This window comes from Citrobacter sp. R56 (genome assembly GCF_016811995.1).
GTDB lineage: Bacteria > Pseudomonadota > Gammaproteobacteria > Enterobacterales > Enterobacteriaceae > Citrobacter_D > Citrobacter_D enshiensis.
Genome location: NZ_CP069159.1, coordinates 1,951,594 through 1,976,287 on the forward strand (window position 1 = coordinate 1,951,594; position 24,694 = coordinate 1,976,287).

Annotated in this window: 28 protein-coding genes; 19 read left to right on the top strand and 9 right to left on the bottom strand. The window is 53.5% G+C overall.

Going from position 1 to position 24,694, the window contains the following annotated elements; all coding sequences use genetic code 11:
• Window positions 1–133 precede the first annotated feature (133 nt).
• Window positions 134–1,867 carry an arginine--tRNA ligase gene (gene argS / locus JM656_RS09325; RefSeq protein WP_203360912.1) on the bottom strand — a complete coding sequence of 578 codons (1,734 nt, stop codon included), beginning with the start codon at window positions 1,865–1,867 and terminating at the stop codon, window positions 134–136.
• A gap of 239 nt (window positions 1,868–2,106) precedes the next feature.
• Here argS and JM656_RS09330 point away from each other — a divergent pair, with 239 nt between their 5' ends.
• Together JM656_RS09330 and cutC are read left to right on the top strand one after the other, a co-directional pair.
• Window positions 2,107–2,676, top strand: coding sequence for a VOC family protein (locus JM656_RS09330; protein WP_203360913.1), 570 nt, complete (start codon window positions 2,107–2,109; stop codon window positions 2,674–2,676).
• Between the two features lie 71 nt (window positions 2,677–2,747).
• Complete coding sequence (gene cutC, locus JM656_RS09335; protein WP_203360914.1) at window positions 2,748–3,494, top strand: copper homeostasis protein CutC; 747 nt, start codon at window positions 2,748–2,750, stop codon at window positions 3,492–3,494.
• A gap of 147 nt (window positions 3,495–3,641) precedes the next feature.
• On the opposite strand, the gene cmoB is transcribed toward cutC, so the two are convergent.
• Genes cmoB through JM656_RS09360 form a run of 5 tightly spaced genes read right to left on the bottom strand, consistent with a single transcriptional unit; the run spans window position 3,642 to window position 7,219 of the window.
• The gene (gene cmoB, locus JM656_RS09340; RefSeq protein WP_203360915.1) at window positions 3,642–4,610 is read right to left on the bottom strand and encodes a tRNA 5-methoxyuridine(34)/uridine 5-oxyacetic acid(34) synthase CmoB; all 969 of its coding nucleotides are present in this window, start codon (window positions 4,608–4,610) and stop codon (window positions 3,642–3,644) included.
• Complete coding sequence (gene cmoA / locus JM656_RS09345) at window positions 4,607–5,350, bottom strand: carboxy-S-adenosyl-L-methionine synthase CmoA (RefSeq protein WP_203360916.1); 744 nt, start codon at window positions 5,348–5,350, stop codon at window positions 4,607–4,609. The genes cmoB and cmoA overlap by 4 nt, the downstream gene beginning before the upstream one ends.
• 40 nt (window positions 5,351–5,390) lie before the next feature.
• On the bottom strand, window positions 5,391–5,786 hold the full coding sequence (locus JM656_RS09350) for an MAPEG family protein (protein ID WP_192612502.1): 396 nt from the start codon (window positions 5,784–5,786) through the stop codon (window positions 5,391–5,393).
• A gap of 51 nt (window positions 5,787–5,837) precedes the next feature.
• A complete protein-coding gene (locus JM656_RS09355; RefSeq protein WP_203360917.1) occupies window positions 5,838–6,656 on the bottom strand; it encodes a DUF72 domain-containing protein in 819 nt (272 codons plus the stop codon).
• Complete coding sequence (locus JM656_RS09360) at window positions 6,653–7,219, bottom strand: hydrolase (RefSeq protein WP_203360918.1); 567 nt, start codon at window positions 7,217–7,219, stop codon at window positions 6,653–6,655. Before JM656_RS09360 ends, JM656_RS09355 begins: the two co-directional genes overlap by 4 nt.
• A gap of 322 nt (window positions 7,220–7,541) precedes the next feature.
• Between JM656_RS09360 and aspS the strand changes: the two genes are divergently transcribed.
• The 6 genes from aspS to ruvB all read left to right on the top strand — a co-directional run bounded on the left by aspS (window position 7,542) and on the right by ruvB (window position 12,923).
• The gene (aspS, locus tag JM656_RS09365) at window positions 7,542–9,314 is read left to right on the top strand and encodes an aspartate--tRNA ligase (RefSeq protein WP_203360919.1); all 1,773 of its coding nucleotides are present in this window, start codon (window positions 7,542–7,544) and stop codon (window positions 9,312–9,314) included.
• A 117-nt stretch (window positions 9,315–9,431) separates the two neighbouring features.
• Window positions 9,432–9,884 carry a dihydroneopterin triphosphate diphosphatase gene (gene nudB, locus JM656_RS09370; protein ID WP_192614362.1) on the top strand — a complete coding sequence of 151 codons (453 nt, stop codon included), beginning with the start codon at window positions 9,432–9,434 and terminating at the stop codon, window positions 9,882–9,884.
• A gap of 27 nt (window positions 9,885–9,911) precedes the next feature.
• A complete protein-coding gene (locus JM656_RS09375) occupies window positions 9,912–10,655 on the top strand; it encodes a YebC/PmpR family DNA-binding transcriptional regulator (RefSeq protein ID WP_192612498.1) in 744 nt (247 codons plus the stop codon).
• A gap of 34 nt (window positions 10,656–10,689) precedes the next feature.
• Window positions 10,690–11,211 carry a crossover junction endodeoxyribonuclease RuvC gene (gene ruvC, locus JM656_RS09380; RefSeq protein ID WP_203360920.1) on the top strand — a complete coding sequence of 174 codons (522 nt, stop codon included), beginning with the start codon at window positions 10,690–10,692 and terminating at the stop codon, window positions 11,209–11,211.
• A gap of 81 nt (window positions 11,212–11,292) precedes the next feature.
• Window positions 11,293–11,904, top strand: coding sequence for a Holliday junction branch migration protein RuvA (ruvA, locus tag JM656_RS09385; protein ID WP_203360921.1), 612 nt, complete (start codon window positions 11,293–11,295; stop codon window positions 11,902–11,904).
• A gap of 8 nt (window positions 11,905–11,912) precedes the next feature.
• On the top strand, window positions 11,913–12,923 hold the full coding sequence (gene ruvB, locus JM656_RS09390) for a Holliday junction branch migration DNA helicase RuvB (RefSeq protein ID WP_192612496.1): 1,011 nt from the start codon (window positions 11,913–11,915) through the stop codon (window positions 12,921–12,923).
• Window positions 12,924–12,999: 76 nt separating this feature from the next.
• Here ruvB and znuB read toward each other — a convergent pair whose 3' ends face one another.
• Together znuB and znuC are read right to left on the bottom strand one after the other, a co-directional pair.
• A complete protein-coding gene (gene znuB / locus JM656_RS09395) occupies window positions 13,000–13,785 on the bottom strand; it encodes a zinc ABC transporter permease subunit ZnuB (protein ID WP_203360922.1) in 786 nt (261 codons plus the stop codon).
• Window positions 13,782–14,537: a zinc ABC transporter ATP-binding protein ZnuC gene (gene znuC, locus JM656_RS09400; RefSeq protein ID WP_192612494.1), complete on the bottom strand. Its 756-nt coding sequence runs from the start codon at window positions 14,535–14,537 to the stop codon at window positions 13,782–13,784. Before znuC ends, znuB begins: the two co-directional genes overlap by 4 nt.
• Before the next feature lie 78 nt (window positions 14,538–14,615).
• Between znuC and znuA the strand changes: the two genes are divergently transcribed.
• The 10 genes from znuA to JM656_RS09450 all read left to right on the top strand — a co-directional run bounded on the left by znuA (window position 14,616) and on the right by JM656_RS09450 (window position 23,375).
• Window positions 14,616–15,560, top strand: a complete 945-nt coding sequence (gene znuA / locus JM656_RS09405) for a zinc ABC transporter substrate-binding protein ZnuA (protein ID WP_203360923.1) — start codon at window positions 14,616–14,618, stop codon at window positions 15,558–15,560.
• Window positions 15,561–15,575: 15 nt separating this feature from the next.
• Window positions 15,576–16,898, top strand: a complete 1,323-nt coding sequence (gene mepM, locus JM656_RS09410; protein ID WP_203360924.1) for a murein DD-endopeptidase MepM — start codon at window positions 15,576–15,578, stop codon at window positions 16,896–16,898.
• Window positions 16,899–17,154: 256 nt separating this feature from the next.
• The gene (gene hinT, locus JM656_RS09415; protein ID WP_061381942.1) at window positions 17,155–17,514 is read left to right on the top strand and encodes a purine nucleoside phosphoramidase; all 360 of its coding nucleotides are present in this window, start codon (window positions 17,155–17,157) and stop codon (window positions 17,512–17,514) included.
• A gap of 2 nt (window positions 17,515–17,516) precedes the next feature.
• Window positions 17,517–17,891 (top strand): YcfL family protein, encoded by a 375-nt coding sequence (locus JM656_RS09420; RefSeq protein WP_203361262.1) that lies wholly within the window; start codon window positions 17,517–17,519, stop codon window positions 17,889–17,891.
• Window positions 17,892–17,904: 13 nt separating this feature from the next.
• Entirely contained in the window at window positions 17,905–18,549 is a 645-nt protein-coding gene (lpoB, locus tag JM656_RS09425) for a penicillin-binding protein activator LpoB (protein WP_203361263.1), read from the top strand.
• A complete protein-coding gene (gene thiK, locus JM656_RS09430; protein ID WP_203360925.1) occupies window positions 18,530–19,354 on the top strand; it encodes a thiamine kinase in 825 nt (274 codons plus the stop codon). Before lpoB ends, thiK begins: the two co-directional genes overlap by 20 nt.
• A gap of 10 nt (window positions 19,355–19,364) precedes the next feature.
• The gene (nagZ, locus tag JM656_RS09435; protein ID WP_203360926.1) at window positions 19,365–20,390 is read left to right on the top strand and encodes a beta-N-acetylhexosaminidase; all 1,026 of its coding nucleotides are present in this window, start codon (window positions 19,365–19,367) and stop codon (window positions 20,388–20,390) included.
• Window positions 20,391–20,428: 38 nt separating this feature from the next.
• Window positions 20,429–20,971, top strand: a complete 543-nt coding sequence (gene ycfP / locus JM656_RS09440; RefSeq protein WP_192612489.1) for an alpha/beta hydrolase YcfP — start codon at window positions 20,429–20,431, stop codon at window positions 20,969–20,971.
• Between the two features lie 237 nt (window positions 20,972–21,208).
• On the top strand, window positions 21,209–22,513 hold the full coding sequence (gene ndh, locus JM656_RS09445; RefSeq protein ID WP_203360927.1) for an NADH-quinone dehydrogenase: 1,305 nt from the start codon (window positions 21,209–21,211) through the stop codon (window positions 22,511–22,513).
• Between the two features lie 322 nt (window positions 22,514–22,835).
• Window positions 22,836–23,375, top strand: coding sequence for a glycine zipper 2TM domain-containing protein (locus JM656_RS09450; RefSeq protein WP_203360928.1), 540 nt, complete (start codon window positions 22,836–22,838; stop codon window positions 23,373–23,375).
• A 119-nt stretch (window positions 23,376–23,494) separates the two neighbouring features.
• Here JM656_RS09450 and comR read toward each other — a convergent pair whose 3' ends face one another.
• On the bottom strand, window positions 23,495–24,127 hold the full coding sequence (gene comR / locus JM656_RS09455; RefSeq protein WP_203360929.1) for a TetR family copper-responsive transcriptional repressor ComR: 633 nt from the start codon (window positions 24,125–24,127) through the stop codon (window positions 23,495–23,497).
• Window positions 24,128–24,368: 241 nt separating this feature from the next.
• On the opposite strand from comR, the gene bhsA reads away from it, so the two are divergent.
• A complete protein-coding gene (bhsA, locus tag JM656_RS09460; RefSeq protein ID WP_192612485.1) occupies window positions 24,369–24,626 on the top strand; it encodes a multiple stress resistance protein BhsA in 258 nt (85 codons plus the stop codon).
• The last annotated feature ends 68 nt before the right edge of the window (window positions 24,627–24,694 follow it).

The window sequence follows — 24,694 nt, forward strand, 5'->3', positions numbered from 1 at the left end:
GACAGACAAAAAATGTACCATCCCTCCTGAGAAATGTGTCATTCCTTGTGGCATGTTACAGAGTGCGAACGCCGGACATAAAAAAGGCCCGAGTCCGCAAGCGAACTCAGGCCTGAATGTTAAGCGTACTGGCTTACATACGTTCTACGGTTTCGATACCCAGCGTATCCAGACCCAGCTTCAGCGTTTTCGCCGTCAGCTGCGCCAGTTTCAGACGGCTGTTACGCACGGTTTCGCTTTCTGCGCTCAGGATCGGGCAGTGCTCATAGAAACCGGAGAACAGACCGGCGAGATCGTACAGATAGGCGCACATGACGTGCGGCGTACCTTCACGCGCGACCACTGTCAGCGTCTCTTCAAACTGCAGCAGGCGAGCGGCTAACTGCGCTTCGCGATCTTCGCTGATGATAACCGGTGCCGCCGCCAGCGCGTCTTCATCGATTTCTGCTTTACGGAATACGGACAGCACACGGGTGTATGCGTACTGCATGTAAGGAGCTGTGTTGCCTTCAAACGCCAGCATGTTGTCCCAGTCGAAGATGTAGTCGGTGGTGCGGTTTTTGGAGAGATCCGCATATTTCACCGCGCCGATGCCGACGGCATTTGCCAGTTTTTCCAGCTCATCGGCAGGCATGTCAGGATTCTTCTCTGCCACCAGACGGCGTGCACGTTCAAGCGCTTCGTCCAGCAGGTCAGCCAGTTTCACCGTGCCGCCCGCGCGGGTTTTGAACGGTTTACCGTCTTTACCCAGCATCATGCCGAACATGTGGTGTTCCAGCGGTACGGAGTCCGGCACATAGCCCGCTTTACGCACGATAGTCCATGCCTGCATCAGGTGCTGGTGCTGGCGGGAATCGATGTAGTACAGCACGCGATCGGCATGCAGCGTTTCATAGCGGTACTTAGCGCAGGCAATGTCAGTGGTGGTATAGAGGTAGCCGCCATCTTTCTTCTGAATGATGACGCCCATCGGGTCGCCTTCCTTGTTTTTGTACTCATCAAGGAACACCACCGTCGCGCCTTCGCTTTCAACGGCCAGGCCTTTGGATTTCAGATCGGCGACGATACCCGGCAGCATCGGGTTGTACAGGCTCTCGCCCATCACGTCGTCACGCGTCAGCGTCACATTCAGGCGATCGTAGGTTAACTGGTTCTGCGTCATGGTGATGTCGACCAGTTTGCGCCACATTTCGCGGAAGTACGCGTCGCCGCCTTGCAGTTTCACCACGTAGTTACGTGCGCGCTCGGCAAACACTTCATCTTCATCATAGTGCTTCTTCGCATCACGATAGAATCCCTCCAGGTCAGCCAGCGCCATTTCACCGGCGTTTTCCTGCTGCTGTTTTTCCAGCCAGGCGATCAGCATACCAAACTGCGTGCCCCAGTCGCCGACGTGGTTGGCGCGAATCACATGGTGGCCCAGAAACTCCAGGGTACGCACGGCTGCGTCACCGATAATGGTCGAGCGCAGGTGGCCGACGTGCATCTCTTTAGCGACGTTAGGCGCAGAGTAATCCACTACAACTGTCTGCTTTTCTGGGAGAGCGACGCCCAGACGGTCACTGGTCAGCGCCTGCTGTACGTTTTGGGCGAGAAACGCCGCATCGAGGAAAATATTGATAAAGCCCGGACCGGCAATTTCAACCTTGCTGGCGATGCCGTTGAGATCCAGATGAGTCAGCACCTGCTCTGCAAGTTGTCGCGGCGCCATACCCAGTTTTTTAGCAACTGCCATCATGCCGTTGGCCTGATAGTCGCCGAACTGTACTTTTGCTGACTGACGAACCTGAGGTTCGCAATCTGCAGGCGCGCCTGCAGCAATCATGGCCTGACGGACTTTTTCTGAGAGAAGAGCCTGAATATTCACCGGAATACCTTACGTTTAAGACGCGGGGTGACTGTGCCCGCGCCAGTTTAAGAATTTAGGGCGGGAGTATACTGCAAATGCCCGTTTGCGTCAGCCCTGGCGCATGTCGTCGCTGCTCTGAAATCGCCTCAACATAATGAGGCATCACTGTTCACGGCGCGTTGACCACAATCAGCGGTTGGTTGCCGCCCCGCAACAGAGTAAATTAGCGGCTTTGAAGATGAAGAAGAGTATCCAAAATGGCGAACTGGCAATCTATTGACGAACTGCATGATATTTCCGCAGATTTACCGCGTTTTACGCTGGCGTTAACGGCGCTTTCTACTCGCCTCGGTCTGGATCTGGCCCCCCTTGAGGCCGACCATATCTCTCTTCGCTGCCATCAGAATGCGACCGCAGAGCGGTGGCGCCGTGGGTTTGAGCAGTGCGGCGAGCTCCTGTCGGAAAATATCATCAACGGCAGACCGATCTGTCTGTTCAAATTGAAGACGCCTGTTTGTGTCGGACACTGGCAATTCAGCGTTGTGGAATTACCGTGGCCGGGCGAAAAACGCTATCCGCATGAAGGCTGGGAACATATTGAAATTGTGTTGCCCGGCGAGCCGGAAACATTGAACGCCCGGGCGCTGGCGCTGCTCTCTGACGATGGTTTAAGCCAGCCGGGCATTTTTGTGAAAACCAGTTCGCCCAAAGGCGAGCACGAACGTCTGCCAAACCCGACGCTGGCGGTGACGGATGGTAAGGTCACCATTAAGTTTCACCCGTGGTCGATTGAAGCTATTGTGGCAAGCGAACAGTCAGGGCAATGAGTTTGTGAGCGTCTGCGACGTTTAGCGCAAACCGACATGGCATGATATACGATTCAGAAAAAGGAGTGAGTATGGCATTGCTCGAGATTTGTTGTTACAGCATGGAGTGCGCGTTAACCGCGCAGCAAAACGGTGCCGATCGGATCGAGTTGTGTTCAGCACCGAAAGAGGGCGGATTGACGCCTTCTCTGGGTGTGCTGCGTTCGGTTCGTCAACACGTAACGATTCCCGTGCATCCGATTATTCGCCCGCGTGGCGGTGATTTTTGCTATACCGACGGTGAGTTTGCCGCCATGCTGGACGATGTGCGCACGGTCAGAGAATTGGGTTTTCCCGGACTGGTGGTGGGCATTCTGGACGTGGACGGTAACGTGGATATGCCGCGAATGGAAAAAATAATGGCCGCTGCAGGGTCGTTGGCCGTGACGTTTCATCGTGCCTTCGATATGTGCGCTAATCCATTAAATGCGCTTAAGAATCTGGCAGATTTGGGTGTTGCGAGAGTGCTGACATCCGGGCAAAAATCTGACGCACTGCAAGGTTTACCAATAATTATGGAACTAATTGCACAAGCCGGTGCTCCAATAATTATGGCCGGAGCAGGGGTTCGTGCAAAAAATTTGCAGGATTTCCTGAATGCAGGTGTCAGGGAAGTACACAGTTCTGCCGGAACCCAGGTTGCCTCGCCAATGCGTTATCGCAATCAGGGACTGTCGATGTCAGCGGATACGCAAGCGGATGAATATTCCCGCAGTGTGGTTGACGGGGCGGCGGTTGCAGAGATGAAAGGAATCATTGTTCGTCATCAGGCCAACTGATTTTTACCGTTGCATCATGTCGCCCAATATGATGCTTGCTCGTACCAGGCCCCTGCAATTTCAACAGGGGCCTTTTTTTATCTTTTTCCTGCCTATTTCGGGCTGTAACTGCGTTGGTCGCCTGAACTATTTTGGAGAAATCCAGCGTTACGGTTTACGCGCAATCAACACCGCACGCAGAGGGGCAGGGTAACCCTCAACCGTTTTGCTACTGTCGTTCGGGTCAAGGAAATCGGCCAGCGACTCGGTCACCATCCATTCGGTACGGCGCTGCTCTTCGGTTGATGTAACACAAACGTCCGCGATACGCACATCGACAAAACCGCATTTCTCCAGCCAGTTTTTTAACGCCAGCGCGGAAGGAATAAAGTAGACGTTACGCATTTGCGCGTAGCGATCGCCGGGCACCAGAACGGTATTTTCATCGCCCTCGACGACCAGCGTCTCAAGCACCAGTTCACCGTCTTTGACCAGCTGATCTTTTAACTGCCACAGATGCTCCAGCGGCGAGCGGCGATGATAAAGCACGCCCATTGAAAATACGGTATCAAACGCATTCAGAGCTGGCAGTTGTTCGATCCCCTGCGGCAGCAGATGCGCACGCTGATCGTTACCTAACAATTTCCGCACCGCTTCAAACTGGCACAGGAACAGCTGCGTTGGGTCGATCCCGACGGCGAGATGTGCGCCAGCGCCAATCATGCGCCACATGTGATAGCCGCTGCCGCAGCCCACATCCAGAATTGTGCGACCGGTAAGATCGGACAGATGCGGCAATACGCGATCCCACTTCCAGTCAGAACGCCATTCGGTATCAATATTGACGCCGTACAACGAGTACGGGCCTTTACGCCACGGCATCAGGTTGCGCATCAGGGTATCGATACGTTTAAGCTGGCCTTCGCTCAGCGGTGTTTCGCTTTCGGCGGTAACACTGTGCAGCAAATCCAGACGGTGCGGCGTTAACTCTGGCAGAAATTCAACCGCGTTCGACCACTGTTTAAACAGACCATGCTGATCGCGCTGCCAGGCCGCAATTTGCGCGGGCAGGGTTTCAAGCCAGTGGGAAAGGTGATTTTTGGCAATCAGCTGATAAAAGTTTCCGAACTCGATCATGCAGAAACCTCAGCTTTTAGCGCCACCAGAGAACCAAAGTTGAAGCACTGGAACCACAGTTCGCTGTGTTCAAATCCGGCCTGACGCAGACGTGCTTTATGGGTTTCGACGGAATCGGTCAGCATGACGTTTTCCAGCATGCTACGTTTCTGGCTGATTTCCAGCTCACTGTAGCCGTTGGCACGTTTGAAGTCATGATGCATGTTGAACAGCAATTCGCCGACCTGCGCATCTTCAAAACTGAACTTCTCTGACAGCACCAGCGCGCCGCCCGGATTCAACCCCTGATAAATCTTATCCAGCAATGCCTGGCGCTCGGGCGGCTCAAGGAATTGCAGGGTAAAATTCAGCACCACCATTGAGGCGTTTTCGATAGTGATATGACGAATATCGCCTTCCACAACCTCAACGGGTGTCGGGGCTTTGTAGGCATCAATGTGGCGGCGGCAGCGTTCAACCATCGCCGGAGAGTTGTCGACGGCGATTATCTTGCAATTGTCATGGTGGATGTTGCGACGCACCGAGAGCGTCGCCGCGCCCAGAGAACAACCCAGATCGTAGACCTGTGTGTTGGGTTTAACAAAACGTTCAGCCAGCATACCAATCATCGAGATAATATTGGAGTAGCCAGGAACGGAACGCTGGATCATATCCGGGAAGACTTCAGCTACCCGTTCATCAAAGGTCCAGTCACCCAGGCTGGCGATAGGCGCAGAAAAAAGCGTGTCGCGGTGAGACATAACGTAAAAGTCCGGGAAAAATAAAGGGGCGTATTGTGCGCTAATGCAGGGAGAAAACCAACTCCCAGGGCATATACCAGAGATTTGCCAGCACCATCAGCAACAGGGCACACCAGGTTGCGCTCATACCGGAACGCCGCCAGCGAAATAGCCGGTGATAGAACCCGTAATAATGCATGAGCCGACCGGCAATGAGAATCAGGCCGCAGATGTGCACCATCCATGTTTCCGCACCGTTCATCTCCATAAACAGCAGCAGCACCAGCGCAACAGGAATATATTCCACCGCATTGCCATGAATACGAATCGCGCTTTGTAGCTCGCTAAAACCGCCGTCACCATAGGCAACGCGGTACTGCATCCGTAGACGAACAACGTCAAAGGAGAACTTCATCAACAATAACGCACCCAATACGGCATATAGCGCGCTTACCATACAAACTCCCTTTAAAATGGCTGATGGCACTGTCTATGATAGGTGGCATTTTCAGAAAAGAGAAGATTGCTGTGGAATAGACGGTGCGGCGCCAATACCAGGAATAACGGCATGTAAATCCTGCCAGATGGCGTCTACTAACTCCGGAGCCTGCGCGATATCGGGCGTGTGTAAAAAAAGGTAGGGCGTCGTGGACTGTTCCCAGAGCGGTAATTTGTTTAACCAGGCGGTGAAAAAATCACGATTTTGTACCATGTCATCGCTGCCAATAAATCGCACCATCGGATGACCGGCAGTGACAACCGCATGTACAGGGACTCTGGGTTTCTTGCGCTGCGCCTCGCGTATCGCCTCATTGTGAGGGCGAGCGGCATGGACCGGACGGCTATCGAGAATGACCCGGTTGACGCCTCTCTCGTGTAAACCACGATTGAGCTGTTGTTCCTCTTCGCCTTTTGCAAAGAATCCCGGATGACGGACTTCAACACCGTACGTGAAGCGCCCGGGCAGGGCATCCAGAAAATGCCACAAAGCCGGAAGTTCGCGAGGTGAAAATGTGGCGGGAAGCTGGAGCCAGTATTGACCAATGCGCCCCTCAAGCGGCGACATGCGGGTCAAAAACTCCAGCACTAAATCGTCACAGTTTTTCAGCGCGGCTTGATGCGTGATGGTCGCCGGAAACTTAAAACAGAACCGAAAATCGTCAGTAGTCTGCGCGTGCCAGCGTTCAACGACCTCGGCTTTAGGAAGCGCGTACAAGGTGGTATTGCCCTCCACACAATTGAAGTGGCGGGCATATTCTTCAAGGCTGGTTATCCCCAGACGCACCCACTTTGGGTGCGACCATTGCGGTAAGCCGATGTAAATCATAGCGCTTTCAGGATTTCTTCCACGCGACGCACCCGGGCGATGCGCGGGAAAATGTGCGTGACGCTGCTCTGGTGTTGCTCGGTACTTGCCGCGCTACAGGCATCTTCGGCAATGATCAGCCGAAAGCCCAGTTCCCAGGCGTTGCGGGCCGTGGATTCCACGCCGATGTTGGTGGAGATCCCGCACAGGACGAGCGTGTCAATGCCGCGACGGCGCAGTTGCAGTTCCAGGTCAGTGCCGTAGAACGCCCCCCACTGGCGTTTAGTGACCTCAAGATCGCTGTCGGCTTTGCCCAAAGCTACCGGGTAGTGCCACCAGTTTTCCGGCAACGCTTTCGCAGGGGATGGGGCATCGACAGGCTGTTTTAGTGCTTCTGCGTAATCCGGCGACCAGCCGACACGCACCATCACCACCGGTGAGCCGTGAACACGGAATTTTTCCGCCAGACGTGCAGCGCGATCCACGACGTCTGATGCGGTATATGGGCCTGTGGCGAAGGGTAAAATGCCCTCCTGCAAATCAATGACCACCAGCGCGGTGGTTGAGGCGTTCAGTTCCAGCATAAAGACTCCCGTATTTTCAACGCTATTTCGCTCTATCTTAGTCGCGGTCCTGGAGGCGAGGGGCAACAAATTTTGTCTTTTTTTTGCGTATACGCAATACCTGCGGCGTAAACATGCGTACAGTCAGTGTCTGGTTCGGAGTCTGTTCTGGTTCAAAGTGGTAAGTAATCGAACCTTGATGGGATAGACTCTTATCGTGCGGCAGAATTTCCAGTATAATAGCCGCCTTTTTTCATTCAGTTGTGACATTCAGCTAACGCTGCGACTTGGTCACCTGCGAGGCAGGCGACATTCCGCCTGCGGCAAAGTTAAGGGATATCTCATGCGTACAGAATATTGCGGGCAGCTACGTCTGTCCCACGAGGGGCAGCAGGTGACTCTGTGTGGTTGGGTCAACCGTCGTCGTGATCTTGGTAGCCTGATCTTTATCGATATGCGCGACCGCGAAGGTATCGTGCAGGTATTTTTCGACCCGGACCGTGCGGACGCATTAAAGCTGGCCTCCGAACTGCGTAATGAGTTCTGCATCCAGGTTACGGGTACCGTACGCGCGCGTGACGCGAAAAACGTTAACGCCGATATGGCGACGGGCGAAATTGAAGTACTGGCGTCCGATCTGACCATCATCAACCGTTCAGAATCACTGCCGCTGGACTCTAACCACGTTAATACCGAAGAAGCGCGTCTGAAGTATCGCTACCTGGACCTGCGTCGTCCGGAAATGGCGCAGCGTCTGAAAACACGCGCCAAAATTACCAGCCTGGTGCGTCGCTTTATGGATGACCACGGTTTCCTCGACATCGAAACCCCGATGCTGACCAAAGCCACGCCAGAAGGCGCGCGTGACTATCTGGTGCCTTCGCGCGTTCACAAAGGTAAATTTTACGCGCTGCCGCAGTCTCCACAGCTGTTCAAACAGCTGCTGATGATGTCTGGCTTTGATCGCTATTATCAGATCGTAAAATGCTTCCGCGACGAAGACTTACGTGCCGACCGCCAGCCTGAATTTACCCAGGTCGACGTGGAGACCTCCTTCATGACGGCACCGCAGGTGCGTGAAGTGATGGAAGCGCTGGTGCGTAATCTGTGGCAGGAAGTGAAAGGGGTGGATCTGGGTGATTTCCCGATCATGACTTTCGCCGAAGCTGAGCGTCGTTACGGTTCCGATAAGCCGGATCTGCGTAACCCGATGGAACTGGTGGACGTTGCCGATCTGCTGAAATCCGTCGATTTCGCCGTATTCTCCGGTCCGGCGAACGATCCGAAAGGCCGCGTTGCTGCTCTGCGTGTGCCGGGTGGTGCCAGCTTAAGCCGTAAGCAAATCGACGACTACGGTAACTTTATCAAGATCTACGGTGCGAAAGGTTTGGCTTACATTAAAGTCACCGAGCGTGCGAAAGGTCTGGAAGGGATCACCAGCCCTGTTGCCAAGTTCCTGAACGCTGAAATCGTGGAAGCTATTCTGGATCGTACCGCTGCGCAAGACGGCGATATGATTTTCTTCGGCGCTGACAGCAAGAAAGTGGTTGCCGACTCTATGGGCGCACTGCGCCTTAAACTGGGTAAAGATCTGAGCCTGACCGACGAAACCAAATGGGCGCCGTTGTGGGTTATCGACTTCCCGATGTTTGAAGACGACGGTGAAGGTGGCCTGACGGCGATGCACCATCCGTTTACTGCACCGAAAGACATGACGGCTGCTGAGCTTCAGGCTGCGCCTGAAAATGCTGTTGCCAACGCGTACGATATGGTGATCAACGGCTACGAAGTGGGCGGCGGTTCCGTTCGTATCCACAACGGCGAAATGCAGCAAACCGTGTTTGGTATTCTGGGCATCAACGAACAAGAGCAGCGTGAGAAGTTCGGCTTCCTGCTGGATGCGCTGAAATATGGCACGCCGCCGCACGCAGGCCTGGCGTTTGGTCTGGATCGTCTGACCATGCTGCTGACGGGTACTGATAACATTCGTGACGTTATTGCCTTCCCGAAAACCACGGCTGCTGCCTGCCTGATGACTGAAGCGCCAAGCTTTGCTAATGAAGCTGCGCTGGCAGAACTGAGCATTCAGGTTGTGAAGAAGGCCGAGAATAACTGATATGGCTGCTGTACACGAAATCATTCGCGTTGCATCGCGGCGGCAACTGAGTGAATACCCATGAGCATAGAGAACTATGTGAATGGGATGAACGATGGCAGCCAACAAAGAGGCAGCGTGAAGGATAAAGTGTATAAGCGTCCCGTTTCGGTTCTGGTTGTTATTTTTGCCCAAGATACGAAGCGGGTGCTGATGTTACAGCGACGCGACGATCCCGAGTTCTGGCAGTCGGTCACCGGCAGTCTGGAAGAGGGTGAAACCGCGTCGCAAGCCGCCATGCGCGAAGTAAAGGAAGAGGTCACCATTGATGTTGCGACAGAGCAACTGACCTTAATTGACTGCCAGCGCACGGTGGAGTTTGAGATTTTTACTCATTTACGTCATCGCTATGCGCCGGGAATCGTGCGTAATACCGAATCCTGGTTTTGCCTGGCGCTTCCCTCTGAACGAGAGATCGTGTTCACCGAACACCTGACCTATCGTTGGGTTAATGCGGCTGAAGCTGCACAGTTAACCAAGTCGTGGAGTAACCGGCAGGCGATTGAAGAATTTGTTATTAACGTCGCCTGAGAAGGCGCGCTTTTGGAGATATTATTTATGGCAGGTCATAGTAAATGGGCCAACACCAGACATCGTAAAGCAGCGCAAGATTCTAAGCGCGGCAAGATTTTCACCAAGATCATTCGTGAACTGGTGACGGCGGCCAAGCTGGGTGGCGGTGATCCGGACGCTAACCCGCGTCTGCGTGCAGCTATAGATAAAGCACTGTCTAACAACATGACGCGTGACACGCTGAACCGTGCAATCGCGCGTGGCGTGGGCGGTGATGATGATGCGAATATGGAAACCATCATCTATGAAGGTTATGGTCCAGGCGGCACCGCGGTGATGATCGAATGTCTGTCTGACAACCGTAACCGTACGGTAGCGGAAGTGCGTCACGCATTCAGCAAAACTGGCGGCAACCTCGGTACCGACGGTTCCGTGGCGTATCTGTTCAGCAAAAAAGGCGTTATCTCCTTTGAAAAGGGCGACGAAGACACCATCATGGAAGCGGCGCTGGAAGCCGGTGCTGAAGACGTTGTGACCTTTGACGACGGCGCGATTGATGTCTATACCGCGTGGGAAGAGATGGGCAAAGTGCGTGACGCACTGGAAGCCGCCGGTCTGAAAGCCGACAGCGCTGAAGTCTCAATGATCCCGTCTACCAAAGCGGATATGGATGCGGAAACAGCACCTAAACTGATGCGTCTGATCGACCTGCTGGAAGATTGTGATGACGTGCAGGAAGTTTACCACAACGGTGAAATCTCCGATGAGGTTGCAGCGACGTTAGAATGACGTGGTTGAGCGATAACATAACAGGAGATGCGTGATGTCCATTATTCTCGGCATTGACCCGGGCTCGCGCATCACCGGTTATGGCGTGATCCGCCAGGTCGGTCGGCAACTGACCTACCTGGGCAGCGGATGTATTCGTACCAAAGTGGATGATTTACCGTCGCGCCTGAAGCTGATTTATGCGGGCGTGTCGGAAATCATTACCCAGTTTCAGCCGGACTACTTTGCCATTGAGCAGGTTTTTATGGCGAAGAACGCGGATTCCGCGCTCAAGCTGGGTCAGGCGCGTGGTGTGGCGATTGTCGCTGCCGTAAATCAGGATCTGCCGGTGTTTGAATATGCGGCACGTCAGGTCAAGCAGACCGTCGTCGGGATAGGCAGCGCGGAGAAAAGTCAGGTGCAGCATATGGTGCGTACCTTGCTTAAACTCCCCGCTAACCCGCAGGCGGATGCCGCCGATGCGCTGGCGATTGCCATCACCCACTGCCATGTAAGCCAAAACGCGATGCAAATGAGCGACTCCAGACTCAATCTGGCGCGTGGACGACTGCGATAATAGCAAATCAGGCTGGATAAATATCCAGCATTTTTTTATGATACACCTTTGTATCAAGAGCCATTAACGCAGGAGCGTCATGTGATAGGCAGACTCAGAGGCATTATTCTCGAAAAACAACCCCCGTTGGTACTGCTGGAAACGGGCGGTGTCGGCTATGAAGTACATATGCCGATGACCTGCTTTTATGAGCTGCCGGAAGCGGGGCAGGAGGCGATTATCTTCACCCATTTTGTGGTGCGTGAAGATGCTCAACTGCTGTATGGCTTTAACAACAAACAGGAACGTACCCTGTTTAAAGAATTGATTAAGACGAACGGCGTCGGCCCGAAGCTGGCGCTGGCAATCCTCTCGGGCATGTCGGCGCAGCAGTTTGTTAACGCCGTCGAGCGTGAAGATCCCGCCGCCCTGGTGAAACTACCGGGCATTGGCAAGAAAACGGCCGAGCGTCTGATTGTCGAAATGAAAGATCGCTTCAAAGGGTTGCATGGCGATCTGTTTACGCCTGCCTCCGATCTGGTGCTGACCTCTCCGGCCAGCCCGGCAACAGATGATGCTGAACAGGAAGCGGTTGCCGCGCTGGTGGCGCTGGGCTATAAACCTCAGGAAGCCAGCCGGATGGTCAGCAAAATTGCCCGCCCGGATGCCAGCAGCGAAACATTGATCCGCGAAGCGCTCCGCGCCGCGCTGTGAGGTAGAGGATGATAGAAGCAGACCGCCTGATTTCAGCAGAAAGCACGTTGCCAGAAGATGTGGCAGATCGGGCGATTCGTCCCAAACTGCTGGCGGAGTACGTTGGTCAGCCACAGGTGCGCTCGCAGATGGAGATTTTTATCCAGGCGGCGAAACTGCGCGGCGATGCGCTTGACCACCTGCTGATTTTCGGCCCGCCGGGTCTGGGTAAAACCACGCTGGCGAATATTGTCGCCAATGAAATGGGAGTGAACCTGCGCACCACCTCCGGTCCGGTGCTGGAGAAAGCAGGGGACCTAGCGGCGATGCTCACTAACCTTGAGCCTCACGACGTTCTGTTTATCGACGAAATTCATCGCCTGTCTCCGGTGGTCGAAGAGGTATTGTACCCGGCGATGGAGGACTATCAGCTCGATATCATGATTGGTGAAGGTCCGGCGGCGCGCTCGATAAAAATCGATCTGCCTCCCTTTACGCTGATTGGCGCAACCACTCGCGCGGGTTCATTAACCTCGCCGTTGCGTGACCGTTTTGGCATCGTTCAGCGTCTGGAGTTTTACCAGGTTGCGGATCTGCAGCATATCGTCGGGCGTAGCGCGCGTTATATGGGGCTGGAAATGAGCGATGAAGGCGCACTGGAAGTCGCTCGCCGCGCGCGCGGCACGCCACGTATCGCCAACCGTCTGCTGCGCCGCGTGCGTGACTTTGCTGAAGTGAAGCATGACGGCACGATCTCGGCGGATATTGCCGCTCAGGCGCTGGATATGCTTAATGTCGATGCGGAAGGGTTCGACTATATGGACCGCAAACTCTTGCTGGCGGTGATCGATAAGTTCTTCGGTGGGCCTGTTGGGTTAGATAACCTGGCGGCGGCTATCGGCGAAGAGCGCGAAACGATTGAGGACGTGCTGGAACCGTATCTGATTCAGCAGGGCTTTTTACAGCGTACCCCGCGTGGGCGTATGGCAACGGTGCGTGCGTGGAATCACTTTGGGATCACACCGCCGGAAATGCCCTGAGCGTAGCGCCGGATAGCGATGCTAGCGCATCCTATCCGGCCTGGAAATACCGCGCAATCCGGCAAAAAAACAGGCCTCAACTGGCCTGTTTTTTCATCATGGTAAGGATAAACAGCAGCGCAGCGCACAGAACGACCGAAGGGCCGGCTGGCGTGTCGTAAAATGCCGAAAAGGTCAGCCCGCCTGTAACCGCTACCATTCCTACAATCACCGCAACGCCTGCCATTTGCTCTGGCGTACGGGCAAAGCGACGCGCCGTGGCAGCAGGGATTATCAGCAATGAGGTGATGATCAGCGCGCCAACAAACTTCATTGCCACCCCGATCGTTAACGCCGTCACCAGCATCAGCAGAAGTTTCACGCGCTGAATTTTCACCCCATCAACAAACGCCAGGTCCGGGCTGATGGTCATGGACAGCAAATTGCGCCACTGCCAGAACAAAATCGCCAGAACAATGACGACGCCAATGGCGATGGAGATCAGATCTTCAGGCGTAACTGCCAGTAAATCGCCAAACAGATAGGCCATCAAATCGACACGGATATTCGACATCAGGCTGACCACCACCAGACCCAGCGACAGGGCGCTGTGCGCCATAATGCCCAGCAGAGTGTCGATCGCAAGGTGAGGGCGCTTCTCAAGCCACACCAGACCTGCTGCCAGCACCAGCGTGACGGCGATGACCGCGTAAAACGGATTCACATCCAGCAGCAGACCAAATGCCACGCCTAACAGCGAAGCGTGCGCCAGCGTATCGCCAAAATACGACATCCGACGCCAGACCACGAACGAGCCCAGCGGACCTGCAGCGCAGGCCAGCATGATCCCGGCGAACCAGCCGGGTAACAAAAATTCAATCATGAGTGACCATTTCCCCGGCGCAATACAATACGGCCCTGTAAATCATGGCGATGATTATGATGATGGCGATAAATGCCTAACTGCTCTGCGCCGCGCGGCCCAAACATGGAGATAAACTCCGGGTGCATTGAGACAATTTCTGGTGTACCGGAGCAGCAAATGTGGTGATTCAGACACAGCACTTCGTCTGTTTTGGCCATCACCAGGTGCAGGTCATGCGACACCATCAACACCGCGCAGTCGAGTTCTCGACGCAACTGGTCGATGAGATCGTAAAGCGCCACCTGACCGTTGACATCGACGCCCTGCGTTGGCTCATCCAGCACCAGCAACTGCGGTTGATTCAATAACGCGCGCGCCAACAGCACACGTTGCGTTTCCCCGCCGGATAACTTTTGCATGGGCGCGTTAATCAGATGGCCTGCCTGAACGCGTTTAAGCGCAGGAAGAATGTCTGATTTATGCGTGCCGGGTCGTAAGCGTAAAAAACGGTTTACGGTGAGTGGGAGCGTGGTATCGAGATACAGTTTCTGCGGGACATAGCCGACGCGTAGCTGGCCGTTACGCTTGATAACGCCTTCATCAGGTGTTACGAGCCCTAATACCACACGTACCAGGGTGGACTTCCCGGCACCGTTAGGGCCAAGGAGAGTCAAAATTTTTCCGGGTCTGAGTTCAAGCGACACGTCAGAAAGGACGCGGCGTTGACCATAAGAGACCGAGACATTTTCCAGTGAAACCAAAGTCGTCATGTCAATTTTAGGCTTGCAGAAGTTATAGAATGTTATAATATCACATTTCACACATTCATTACGATGATTCGTTGCATTATGTTACATAAAAATACGCTTCTTTTCGCAGCATTATCCGCTGCTCTTTGGGGGAGTGCAACACACGCCGCAAATGCCTCTGTCGTTGCCTCCCTTAAGCCCCTGGGGTTCATTGCTTCCGCGATTGCTGATGGTGTAACAGAGACCGAGGTTTTATTGCCGGATGGCGCCTCGGAACATGATTACTCACTGCGTCCTTCCGACGTAAAACGCTTACAGGGCGCGGACTTAGTTGTCTGGATTGGTCCAGAGATGGAAGCGTTCATGGAAAAGTCAGTAAAGAACATTCCAGAGTCAAAACAGGTAACGATTGCGCAGCTTCCGTCGGTGAAACCGTTGCTCATGAAAGGGGGGGACGACGACGACGACGAGCATGATCATGACCCTGCTCATGATGAAAAAGGTGACGACCATCACCATCACGGCGACTACAACATGCATCTTTGGCTTTCCCCAGAGATAGCGCGGTCTTCAGCGGTTGCAATCCATGATAAATTAGTGGAACTTATGCCGCAAAGTCGAGCCAAACTTGACGCCAACCTGAAGGATTTTGAGGCACAATTAGCCCAGGTCGATAAACAGGTCGGTAACGAGCTCGCACCGCTCAAGGGGAAAGGGTACTTCGTTTTTCATGACGCTTATGGTTACTACGAAAAACACTTCGGACTGACGCCGCTTGGTCACTTCACCGTCAACCCTGAGATTCAACCTGGTGCGCAGCGTTTACATGAAATAAGAACACAGTTGGTTGAGCAAAAAGCAACCTGCGTTTTTGCTGAGCCACAGTTCAGGCCAGCGGTCGTTGAAGCCGTTGCGAGAGGGACATCCGTTCGAATGGGAACGTTGGATCCCCTCGGAACGCATATTGCACTGGGTAAAACGAGCTATTCAGCGTTTTTGACTCAATTAGCGAACCAGTATGCGAGCTGCCTGAAAGGAGATTAACGAGGAAGTGAATACGTGCAACAGATAGCCCGCTCTGTCGCTCTGGCATTTAATAATCTGCCCAGACCCCATCGCGTCATGCTGGGGTCCCTTACTGTTCTGACACTTGCTGTCGCGGTGTGGCGCCCATACGTTTATCACCCAGAGTCCGCGCCGATCGTCAAAACCATCGAACTGGAAAAAAGTGAGATTCGGTCGCTGTTACCTGAGGCGAGCGAACCTATCGATCAGGCTGCGCAGGAAGATGAAGAGATTCCTCAGGATGAACTGGATGACAAAACCTCCGGTGAGGTGGGCGTCCACGAATATGTGGTCTCCACCGGCGATACGCTGAGCAGCATCCTGAACCAGTACGGCATTGAAATGGGCGATATCAGCCAGCTTGCCGCTGCAGACAAAGAATTGCGAAACCTGAAAATCGGTCAACAACTCTCCTGGACGCTGACTGCTGACGGCGATTTACAACGTCTGACCTGGGAAGTCTCCCGCCGCGAAACCCGCACTTACGATCGCACGGCTGCCAATGGTTTTAAGATGAGCAGCGAGATGCAGCAAGGTGACTGGGTTAACAGCCTGATGAAAGGCACCGTCGGCGGCAGTTTTGTCTCCAGTGCGAAAGAGGCAGGACTCACCAGCGCGGAAATTAGCGCCGTGATCAAAGCCATGCAGTGGCAGATGGACTTCCGCAAACTGAAAAAAGGCGATGAATTCTCGGTACTGATGTCACGTGAGATGCTGGATGGCAAACGCGAACAAAGCCAGTTGTTGGGCGTGCGGTTACGTTCTGACGGTAAAGACTACTACGCGATTCGCGCTGAGGACGGTAAGTTCTACGATCGCAATGGTACCGGACTTGCCAAAGGATTTATGCGTTTCCCGACGGCGAAACAGTTCCGTATTTCGTCCAACTTTAACCCTCGTCGTCTGAACCCGGTGACAGGACGTGTTGCACCGCATAAAGGCGTCGATTTCGCGATGCCGCAAGGTACGCCGGTACTGTCGGTTGGTGACGGTGAAGTGGTGGTCGCAAAACGTAGCGGTGCGGCGGGTTACTACGTCGCGATCCGTCATGGACGCACTTACACCACCCGTTATATGCACTTGCGTAAACTGTTAGTGAAACCGGGGCAAAAAGTGAAACGTGGCGATCGCATCGCGCTTTCAGGGAATACCGGAAGATCAACCGGTCCGCATCTGCACTATGAAGTATGGGTCAACCAACAAGCGGTGAACCCGCTGACGGCGAAACTGCCGCGTACGGAAGGGCTGACAGGATCGGATCGCCGTGATTATCTGGCCCAGGTGAAAGACGTCCTGCCGCAGTTGCGTTTCGACTAACCCGTTTAGCATGTTCCTCTAAAGCCGGTACACAATGTGTACCGGCTTTTTTGTTTCTGCCGGGCGTTCAACCGAAACGGTGGGTTGCTAGAAGAGGGGGAAATGGCGATAAGCGCAGCACCAGATAAGCTTTTACTGAATAAATCGCGGGTTAAAGTTGAAAGAGCGTGAGTAACTCGCTCATACTCTATACTCGCAATGCGGCTCAGCGTAGCATGGTGAAACGTAAGAGCTAATTATGAAAAAGGAAAACGTCGTGGCAGAAGAAACTATTTTCAGCAAAATCATCCGTCGTGAAATTCCCTCGGATATCGTTTATCAGGACGATCTGGTCACTGCATTTCGTGATATCTCTCCCCAGGCGCCGACACATATCCTCATTATTCCAAATATCCTGATCCCCACCGTCAATGACGTGACGGCTGAGCACGAGCAGGCGCTGGGTCGGATGATCACCGTGGCGGCGAAAATCGCCGAACAGGAAGGTATTGCTGCTGACGGTTATCGTTTAATTATGAATACCAATCGCCATGGCGGACAAGAGGTGTATCACATCCATATGCACCTGTTAGGCGGTCGCGCACTGGGTCCAATGCTTGCGCATAAAGGTCTTTGATGATGACGAGAGGATGCGTTGCGCTGTCGTTGGCGGTGCTGTTGCTCGTTGGCTGCCGTTCACATCCTGAAATACCGGTGAGTGATGAGCAGACGCTGGTCATGGAATCAACGCTACTGGCGGCGGGGATCACCGCAGAGCCTCCGGCGTTGACGACGTCCGATATTCAGACTTCTGCCTCCTCGCGACTTTATAACGAAAGACAAGAACCCGTTACCGTTCATTATCGCTTTTATTGGTATGACGCCAGAGGACTGGAAATGCATCCTCTGGAGAAGCCGCGTAGCGTAACAATCCCGGCGCACTCGTCGGTTACGTTATACGGAAGCGCCAATTATCTGGGGGCGCACAAAGTTAGACTTTATCTTTATTTGTAAGAGGTGAATCTTGATAACTAAAATACATCGCTACGCACTGGTAGCCGCGCTGGCGATATTCCTCTCGGGATGTGTGACCCAACGAGAACAACCCGCGCCGGTCGATGAAGCGAAACCGACACCTGAACAGCCTGTTCAGCCGGAGCAACCAGTGCCTGTCGTACCGACGGTGCCGACGGTTCCTCAGCAACCGGGTCCCATTGAGCATGAAGATCAGACTGCGCAACCCGCACCGCGCGTCCGTCACTATGACTGGAACGGTGCCATGCAACCGATGGTCGGAAAAATGTTGCAGGCGGGAGGGATTGCGGCAGGGAATGTCCTGCTGGTCGACAGCGTAAACAACCGTACCAATGGCTCCCTCAATGCGGGTGAAGCGACGGATACGTTACGCAATGCGCTGGCGAATAACGGCAAATTTACGCTGGTGTCGGTACAGCAGTTGTCGCTGGCAAAACAACAGTTAGGGTTGTCTCCGCAAGACAGTCTGGGAACCCGCAGTAAAGCCATCGGGATTGCCCGCAACGTGGGCGCGCAATACGTGCTCTATTCCAGTGCGACGGGTAACGTCAATGCCCCTACGCTGCAAATGCAGCTCATGCTGGTGCAAACTGGCGAGATAATCTGGTCGGGTAAAGGTGCAGTCCAGCAAAAATAACCGACTGACGCGCGACGACGTGTTGTCGCGCTATTTCCCGCAATACCATCCCGTCGCCGCGAACAACCACGGATTAAGCGGCGGGAGCGTCATCATTGAAAATGCGACCCATCGTCTGGTTCTTCGTTGTCATCATGATCCTCAGGCGCCGGAGTCGCATTTTTTGCGGCAGTACCGGGCGCTCTCACGCTTGCCCGCCACGCTTGTGACCCGTCCCCGATTCTATACGCCAGGCTGGATGGCCGTGGACTATTTAGCGGGCGACGTAAAATCCGGATTACCGGACGCCGACGCGCTGGCGGGCTTGCTGTATCATCTGCATCAGCAACCGTGCTTTGGCTGGCGGGTAACGCTGCTGCCGTTGCTGGAGCAATACTGGCAGTGTTGCGATCCTGCACGTCGCACGCCGGACTGGTTACGACGGTTAAAACGGCTGCGAACAGTGCGTGAACCTCGCCCTCTGCGTCTCGGGCCTTTGCATATGGATGTCCATAGCGGCAATCTGGTGCACACGGCGTCAGGGTTACGATTGATTGACTGGGAATATGCCGGAGACGGCGATATTGCGCTGGAACTGGCGGCGGTGTGGGTTGATGATGCGTTACAGCATCAGCAGTTGGTAGCCGCCTACGCTAAGCGCGCGCATATCGATCCCCGACGCCTCTGGCGACAGGTCCAGTTATGGCATCCCTGGGTGATGATGCTGAAAGCGGGATGGTTTGAGTACCGCTGGCAGCAGACCGGCGAACAACAATTTATCAGGCTGGCCGATGAAACCTGGCGTCAGCTAACAACGAAAAAATAAGGAGAGCAGTGTGGGCCCAGTAATGTTGGATGTTGAAGGATTTGAACTGGATGCCGAAGAGCGCGAGATTCTGGCGCATCCGCAGGTAGGCGGTCTCATTCTCTTCACCCGTAATTACCATGATCCGGAGCAGTTGCGTGAACTGGTACGCCAAATTCGGGCGGCGTCGCGTAATCATCTGGTGGTGGCGGTCGATCAGGAAGGCGGACGCGTACAACGTTTTCGCGAAGGCTTTACTCGCTTACCGGCCGCGCAATCTTTTGCCGCGTTGAAGGGGCTGGAAGAGGGCGGAAAGCTGGCTCAGGAGGCGGGCTGGCTGATGGCCAGTGAAATGATCGCCATGGATATCGATATCAGCTTTGCGCCGGTTCTTGATGTCGGGCATATCAGCGCGGCCATTGGCGAGCGTTCTTATCATGCCGATCCGCAAAAAGCGTTGGCAATGGCCACGCGCTTCATTGACGGTATGCATGCCGCGGGCATGAAAACCACTGGCAAACACTTCCCGGGCCACGGGGCGGTTACGGCGGACTCACACAAAGAAACGCCTCGCGACCCCCGTCCACAAGCGGAAATCCGCGCCAAAGACATGTCTGTTTTCCAGGCGTTGATCACCGGGAACAAGCTCGACGCCATTATGCCAGCGCACGTGATTTACAGCGATGTGGACCCGCGTCCGGCGAGCGGCTCTGCGCACTGGCTGAAAACAGTTCTGCGCGGTGAACTGGGATTTGACGGCGTGATTTTCTCTGACGATTTGTCGATGGAAGGCGCGGCGATTATGGGCAGCTACGCAGAACGTGGTCAGGCTTCACTGGATGCAGGTTGCGATATGATCCTGGTCTGCAATAATCGTAAAGGTGCGGTCAGCGTGTTAGATAATCTGTCGCCGATCAATGCAGAACGTGTTACACATTTGTATCATAAAGGTTCATTTTCGCGCCAGGAACTCATGGATTCTGAGCGCTGGAAAACCGTCAGCGCCCAGCTTATCCAACTGCATGAACGCTGGCAGGAAGAGAAAGCAGGTCAATAACACTCCCGTCAGGGGAGTCGGGTTTTGGTGAGGATGCGATGATTATCTATTTACACGGTTTTGACTCTAACAGTCCGGGTAACCACGAGAAAGTGCTGCAACTGCAATTTATTGACCCGGATGTCAGGCTGATCAGCTACAGCACGAGGCATCCTAAACATGATATGCAGCATCTGCTGAAAGAAGTGGACAAAATGTTGCAGCTCAACGTGGACGAACGCCCGTTGATTTGTGGTGTGGGTCTTGGCGGCTACTGGGCGGAACGAATCGGTTTTCTCTGTGACATTCGCCAGGTGGTGTTTAATCCGAATCTGTTCCCTTATGAGAACATGGAAGGCAAAATCGACCGTCCGGAAGAGTACGCCGATATCGCCACCAAGTGCGTAACCAACTTTCGGGAAAAGAACCGCGATCGTTGCCTGGTGATCCTTTCTCGCCATGATGAAGCCTTGAACAGCCAACGTTCGTCAGAAGAGTTGCACCATTTCTACGAAATTGTGTGGGATGAGGAGCAAACCCATAAGTTCAAGAATATCTCGTCTCATTTGCAGCGAATTAAAGCCTTTAAGACCCTGGGTTAACAGGGTCAGACTGTTTTGTAAGACCAGCCTTCGGGCTGGTTTTTTTATGCATATTGCCAGTGTTGTCTAACTTTTCAGCGAGAAAACTTGATGCACATCAATTTTGGTATGACCAATGCACCGTTCGTGTTATTCTCACTCTCGAAGTCGCTTTTCATTGTCGTAACTTGTTGTTAATTAAAGGCTATGCCTATAACGTTTAATTAACAATTGGTTAATAAATTTAAGGGGGTCACCTTGACTACACCATTGAAAAAAATCGTGATTGTCGGCGGTGGTGCTGGCGGGCTCGAAATGGCGACGCAGTTGGGCAAAAAACTGGGCCGCAAGAAAAAAGCGAAAATCACGCTGGTGGACAGAAATCACAGCCATCTGTGGAAACCGCTGTTGCACGAAGTGGCGACCGGTTCGCTGGATGAAGGTGTGGATGCGCTGAGCTACCTGGCGCATGCGCGCAATCATGGTTTCCAGTTTCAGCTTGGATCAGTGATGGATATCGATCGTGAAGCAAAAACGATAACCATTGCCGAACTGCGCGATGAAAAAGGGGAGCTGTTGGTGCCGGAGCGTAAAATCGCCTATGACACGCTGGTGATGGCGCTGGGAAGTACCTCCAATGATTTCAATACGCCAGGCGTGAAAGAGCACTGCATTTTCCTCGATAACCCACATCAGGCGCGCCGTTTCCATCACGAAATGTTGAACCTGTTTTTGAAATACTCCGCTAACCTGGGAGCGAACGGTAAGGTTAACATCGCCATTGTGGGCGGGGGCGCAACGGGCGTTGAGCTCTCGGCAGAACTGCATAATGCAGTGAAACAACTGCACAGTTACGGTTACAAAGGGCTGACCAACGAAGCGCTGAATGTGACGCTGGTTGAAGCCGGTGAACGTATTCTGCCAGCATTGCCGCCACGTATTTCTGGCGCAGCGCATAGCGAATTGACCAAACTGGGCGTGCGGGTGTTGACGCAGACGATGGTGACCAGTGCTGATGCCGGCGGACTTCACACCAAAGATGGCGAATATATCGAAGCCGATCTGATGGTGTGGGCGGCAGGTATTAAAGCGCCAGACTTTATGAAAGATATCGGCGGTCTGGAAACCAACCGTATCAATCAACTGGTGGTGGAACCGACCCTGCAAACCTCCCGCGACCCTGACGTATATGCCATTGGCGACTGTGCATCTTGTGCGCGTCCGGAAGGGGGCTTTGTACCGCCGCGTGCTCAGGCGGCACACCAGATGGCAACCTGCGCGATGAACAATATCCTGGCGCAGATGAACGGCAAACCGCTGAAAGCGTACCAGTACAAAGATCACGGCTCTCTGGTGTCTCTCTCCAACTTCTCTACCGTGGGGAGTCTGATGGGGAATCTGACGCGCGGATCAATGATGGTGGAAGGGCGCATCGCCCGCTTCGTTTATGTTTCGCTGTATCGTATGCACCAGATTGCGTTGCACGGCTACTTCAAAACCGGGTTGATGATGCTGGTTGGCAGCATTAACCGTGTGATTCGCCCACGTCTGAAACTGCATTAATTAACGCTTTACTCACCGGCCATTCGTGCCGGTGAGTTTTTTACAGAAAATCCGCCCATCAGTTAACACCGGCCATTTAAGCTAATGACTGAGGGGAAACACCGGGATTTGGTTCCCGGAGGGACGCCAAACCCGGTGGTCGCCCCGGATATCTCGGTTTTAAACTAACGGCGTTATCCCGCCAGTCCTTGTTATGCGCTTCGGAGTACTCCGAATCCTCCTGTTTCGCCACTCAAACCCCTACTTTTCATCCGTTGTCTGATTTGCTTACTTCCCCACCCGTTGCAAAATTGTTACTAATAGCAAAAAAGGAGGAGTTCCCGTGAATAAATCAATGTTGGCGGGTATCGGGATTGGCGTAGCGGCTGCGCTGGGCGTTGCGGCTGTCGCCAGTCTTAATGTCTTAGAGCGTGGCCCGCAGTATGCTCAGGTTGTTTCTGCAACACCGATTAAGGAAACGGTTAAAACTCCGCGTCAGGAGTGCCATAACGTCACGGTCACGCACCGTAAACCCGTCCAGGATGAAAACCGTGTCGCCGGTTCCGTACTTGGCGCGGTTGCCGGTGGGGTTATTGGTCATCAGTTTGGCGGTGGTCGCGGTAAAGATGTGGCCACGGTCGTGGGTGCGCTGGGCGGCGGTTATGCCGGCAACCAGATCCAGGGCTCAATGCAGGAAAATGATACCTACACCTCAACCCAGCAGCGTTGTAAAACGGTGTATGACAAGTCTGAAAAGATGCTGGGTTATGATGTCACTTACAAAATTGGCGACCAGCAGGGCAAGATTCGCATGGACAAAGATCCCGGTGCGCAGATCCCACTGGATAACAACGGCCAGCTCATTTTGACTAACAAAGCGTAAAAATAGCTCTACTCTGCACACTTGCCCCTCATTCGCTCAGGCTGAGGGGCTTTTTTATGTCTGCGATGACTATCAGGAGCGGGCGATTGAGTGAATTCGATATGCCCAGCTCGGACAGACTATTTCAGCAGCTCAGGCCACAGTTTTAGCGTGGTGTGGGTGATCAACATCAGCTTCTCGAATGTTGCACCTTCGCGGGCGCTTATCGACATCCCCTGCAATATACAGTTCAGAAACTCCGCCAGACTCTGCGGATTACAGTGCGCAGGAATTTCGCCCCGTTCTTGCCGTTGACACAGAAATTGGGTCAGTGTCTGTTCCTGCATCGCATGGCGTGATTTGACCGTATGCGCAATATCACGAGAAGAGGCTGCCAGCGTCGCGGATGTATTAATCATAAAGCATCCGGCGGGGGTCTCTTTACTGGTGAAGCAGGTCGCAACGGCGGTGAAGTAATCTTCGAGTGCCGATTCAACACTTTTTTCTTCGCAGAAGAGCTGTGCCTCGTGCTTTGCCGCAAAACGGCTAATGTAGCGATCCAGCACGGCGCGAAATAACCCTTCTTTGTTGGTAAATTCCGCATATAGCGTCGGCGCTTTCGCCCCGGTTGCTTCTACGAGGTCGGAGAGCGATGTCGCTTCATAGCCATGTTGCCAGAAGAGTGTCATGGCCTTATCAAGCGCGGCTTCCCTGTCGAACACTTTTGGTCGGCCACGGCTTTTTTTTGCGCAACTTGTTGGGGTAGTTGTCATGGTGCCGTTGTACTAGGTTAGGTTTATTGAACAACCATTATAAAAATAAACCCGCTCAGTCTCCAGCGGATTAAGGATAAAAATAAATTAATCTTACGGCGCTGAAAAATAAGGCATTTATAATTAAAGTAACGACCATTATAAAAATACATTGACGTGTGACCTGGATCACATCTATCATTTACCTATCGATCGTTAAGTTAATACTAACGACATCATTCATCTGCTACAGGTCACTATCATGAAAAACGTAAAAACCCTTATCGCTGCCGCTGTTCTGAGCTCACTTTCATTCGCCAGCTTCGCGGCTGTTGAAGTTCAGGCTACGCCTGCCGGTCAACAAAAAGTGGGTACCATCTCTGCGAATGCAGGGACCAATCTGGGTTCTCTGGAAGATCAACTGGCGCAGAAAGCGGATGAGATGGGGGCGAAATCCTTCCGTATTACTTCCGTTACCGGTCCTAACACTCTTCACGGAACGGCGGTTATTTACAAATAAGCATGACTCCCTCATCAATGCCTGTTTAATTGCCACAAAAAACCCCGCGATGTTTGCGGGGTTTTTAT